The following is a 2911-nucleotide window of genomic DNA, read 5'->3' as shown; positions in this document are numbered from 1 at the left end:
CTCTGTCTGTGTGGGTGCCGGTTCCTCGCTGTGGGGGCCGTGGGATGGCTTCCCAGGAACCCGCTCCGTATCCTGAACGGGCGTCACAGCACCCTTACTTCAGGGAGAGCCATGAGCAGCGAACTGGTGTGGTTCAAGAGCACCTACAGCGGTAACGCAAGCGGCTCTTGCGTCGAGATCGCCTGGCGCAAGAGCAGCCACAGTGGGCCGGATGGCGGGGAGTGCGTCGAGGTCGCGGAGACGACGTCCGCCGTGCTTGTCCGCGACTCCAAGGACAAGTCCGGCCCCCACCTCACCTTCACCCCGGCCGCCTGGCAGTCCTTCCTCGAATTCGCCTACTCCGTCTGACGAATCCCCCCTGCACCTGCGATTCCAGGGAGAGCCATGAGCAGCGATTTGGTGTGGTTCAAGAGCAGCCACAGCGATGGCAATCAATTCGCCTGTGTTGAGATCGCCTGGCGCAAGAGCAGCCACAGCCTCAACGACAACGCATGCTGCGTCGAGGTGGCCGAGACGACGTCCGCCGTCCTCGTCCGCGACTCCAAGGACAAGTCCGGCCCCCACCTCACCTTCACCCCGGCCGCCTGGCACTCCTTCCTCCAATTCGCCCAGTCCGTCTGACCCCTCTCCCCGCAGGCGGCAAGCGACCAGCAGAACGATCAAGGAGGCGCGCCCCCAGAGGCGCGCCTCCTCGCTGCTGTAGCCTCGCAGCCGCCCAGTGGCGAGGCGCGGGGGCGGACGTAGGAAGTCGGCGGGGCCGACATCCCGCTCCGCGCTCCGGTGTGCCTCCGCCCTTTCCTGTAGTGGAAAGCCGATGCCCTTGCCCACCGGCGGGGCGAGCCTGAAGTATCGACCTCGACAACGGAACGAGGAGGGCCAGTGGCTCTGCGCAAACTGTCCAGTGACTTGAACTGCAAGAACGGCACCTGCCCGACACTGTGGGGAACGGACGACGAGACCACCCTTCTCGTACAGGGCTACGTGGTCACCGACCCCGAACAACTGGCACAGATCGGCCTGCCCGAAGGTGAGGCCGTCGTCCGTGTGCCTGTGGACATGCTGGAGGACTACTTCCGTGCTCGACGGAACTGAATTCGGCCGACTCTTCGAGACCTTCCAGCGAACCGCGTTCCGGCTGGAGACGCTGGACCTCTACGACATCGAGGAGGAGCGGGAGGAGTTCGAGGCCTTCCTCGCCGGCGCTCCCATGCCGCCCGAGTGGACAGACAACCCATGGGTCCGGTCCATGACCGACCACGGCAAGACGGTGGCCCGTGTCCACGTCCTCACCTCGCCGCTGACCGACTACCTGCGGTACGAGCTCGCCGCCTATCCCGGCAACATCACAGCTGGCGAGACCATCGGAATCATCGACCGTGCCTACCAGCGGGTGGTGGGGCTCCCGGACCATGATTTCTGGCTGTTCGACGACACCGACGTCTACCGCATGCACTACGCGACGGACGGAAAGTTCATCGGAGCCGAGAAGCTCCCCGCAGAGGCCACCCCCGAGTACCTCCGCTACCGAGAGATCGCCGAGTCCCACGCCGTACCTTTTGACAAGTACTGGCAGCGGCTTCAGTCTTGAGTGCTGTTGCTGAAGACATCGGAAAGGCCCTGCGAGCCCTGCGTAATGCCTCCGGACTGACCGGGGAAACCGTGGCTCGTAGGGCTTCCATGTCTCCGGGTAAGCTCAGCAAGATCGAACACGGCAAGGTGCTCGCGAGCGTCGTGGACGTCGATCTCATCCTCACGGCGCTCGGCATTTCGCAGGAGGCAAAGGAACACTTCCTGGAGCAGGCTCGCGTTGCCGCTACGGAAGAGACCGCCTGGCGGCTCATCCATCGCGCCGGCTTCTGGAAGCACCAGCGGGCAATTCAGGCCATCGAGGAGCGGACCGGTGAACTCCGATTGTTCCAAGGGCAGTTGAGTCCCGGGCTGCTTCAGACATCGAAATACATCTCGGCGGTCTTCGATCTTCTGCCCGAGTTGTCCGAGGAGGCCCGGGCCAGAGCCATCGCCGCGCGATTGGCCCGACAGCAGGCGCTCTACGACTGCGGCCGTTCCTTCCACTTCCTCATCTGCGAGCATGTGCTTCAGTGGAGGATCTGTGACTCGGTGATCACGGCGGTGCAGTTGGACCGGCTTGTCTCGCTCTCCAGGCTGCCCAATGTGGTTCTGGGCCTGCTTCCTCAGCGCGTCCGGATGCCTGACTTTCCGATGACCTGCTTCAGCCTGCATGACAATCGGCTGGCCATCGTCGAAACGTTTCATTCTGAGATCACCACCCGGGAGCCGAAGGATCTCAAGATCTATCTGGAGACCTTCGACCGATTCGCTGCCGTCGCGGTTTACGGCGATGAGATGCGAGCCGCAGTCGAAGAGATCCGGGACGAGTTCTTGCGGCAACGGGAAAGCTCCTGACCTTCCGTCGGGTTTGGCCCTACCTTGAATCCCGCTCACCCCGTGCGGTGAGCAGAAGGTGAGGGACATCCATGTCCACCGCGACATTGCCGGTGCTGGACGAAGTAGGTGGGTCCGCCGGGCCGTTCGCGTTTCGCTTCCTGAGTGCGGTCACGGGGAGCGGGGGCGTCCTGGCCTCCGAGCTGGTGTACGACGAGGAGACGCAGACGTGCAGCTATGCGGGCATGCCGCCCGGCGTCTACATGACCAGCAACCCGCCGAAGACGTACGGGCCGACGGAGCCGTCAGGGCAGTTGGACGCGCCTGACGACCCCGGAAGCAGCAACGATTGACATGCCCGAATCCGGCACGGTCCTCGTCATCACCGGGGCGTTCGATCCGACCGCCGATCTGGTGATCGAGGAGCTCAACCGGCGTGCGGTGCCGGTCTTCCGGACGGACACGGCGTGGTTCCCGTCGAGGCTCGCCGTGGCGGCGAGCCTCGGCG

6 protein-coding genes are annotated in these 2911 nt (G+C 64.3%); all 6 read left to right on the top strand.

The window, feature by feature from the left end; translation table 11 throughout:
• Positions 1–111 precede the first annotated feature (111 nt).
• The 6 genes from ABD308_RS14165 to ABD308_RS14140 all read left to right on the top strand — a co-directional run bounded on the left by ABD308_RS14165 (position 112) and on the right by ABD308_RS14140 (position 2756).
• Positions 112–348 (top strand): DUF397 domain-containing protein, encoded by a 237-nt coding sequence (locus ABD308_RS14165; RefSeq protein WP_344333444.1) that lies wholly within the window; start codon positions 112–114, stop codon positions 346–348.
• Positions 349–384: 36 nt separating this feature from the next.
• Complete coding sequence (locus ABD308_RS14160; RefSeq protein ID WP_344333441.1) at positions 385–621, top strand: DUF397 domain-containing protein; 237 nt, start codon at positions 385–387, stop codon at positions 619–621.
• Positions 622–879: 258 nt separating this feature from the next.
• Positions 880–1092 carry a hypothetical protein gene (locus ABD308_RS14155; protein WP_344333438.1) on the top strand — a complete coding sequence of 71 codons (213 nt, stop codon included), beginning with the start codon at positions 880–882 and terminating at the stop codon, positions 1090–1092.
• Positions 1076–1588 carry a DUF6879 family protein gene (locus ABD308_RS14150; RefSeq protein ID WP_344333435.1) on the top strand — a complete coding sequence of 171 codons (513 nt, stop codon included), beginning with the start codon at positions 1076–1078 and terminating at the stop codon, positions 1586–1588. The genes ABD308_RS14155 and ABD308_RS14150 overlap by 17 nt, the downstream gene beginning before the upstream one ends.
• Positions 1585–2424, top strand: coding sequence for a helix-turn-helix domain-containing protein (locus tag ABD308_RS14145; RefSeq protein ID WP_344333432.1), 840 nt, complete (start codon positions 1585–1587; stop codon positions 2422–2424). The genes ABD308_RS14150 and ABD308_RS14145 overlap by 4 nt, the downstream gene beginning before the upstream one ends.
• 71 nt (positions 2425–2495) lie before the next feature.
• The gene (locus ABD308_RS14140; protein WP_344333429.1) at positions 2496–2756 is read left to right on the top strand and encodes a hypothetical protein; all 261 of its coding nucleotides are present in this window, start codon (positions 2496–2498) and stop codon (positions 2754–2756) included.
• The last annotated feature ends 155 nt before the right edge of the window (positions 2757–2911 follow it).

The organism is Kitasatospora putterlickiae (assembly GCF_039527695.1).
Lineage (GTDB): Bacteria > Actinomycetota > Actinomycetes > Streptomycetales > Streptomycetaceae > Kitasatospora > Kitasatospora putterlickiae.
The sequence above is the reverse complement of the archived record's forward strand: the minus strand, read 5'-3'. Positions and strand labels throughout refer to the sequence as shown.

What these genes read in the sequence shown, in the direction of transcription:
- ABD308_RS14140 (WP_344333429.1), top strand. Translation starts at nt 2,496, where the DNA reads ATGTCCACCGCGACATTGCCGGTGCTGGACGAAGTAGGTGGGTCCGCC.
- ABD308_RS14160 (WP_344333441.1), top strand. Translation starts at nt 385, where the DNA reads ATGAGCAGCGATTTGGTGTGGTTCAAGAGCAGCCACAGCGATGGCAAT.
- ABD308_RS14165 (WP_344333444.1), top strand. Translation starts at nt 112, where the DNA reads ATGAGCAGCGAACTGGTGTGGTTCAAGAGCACCTACAGCGGTAACGCA.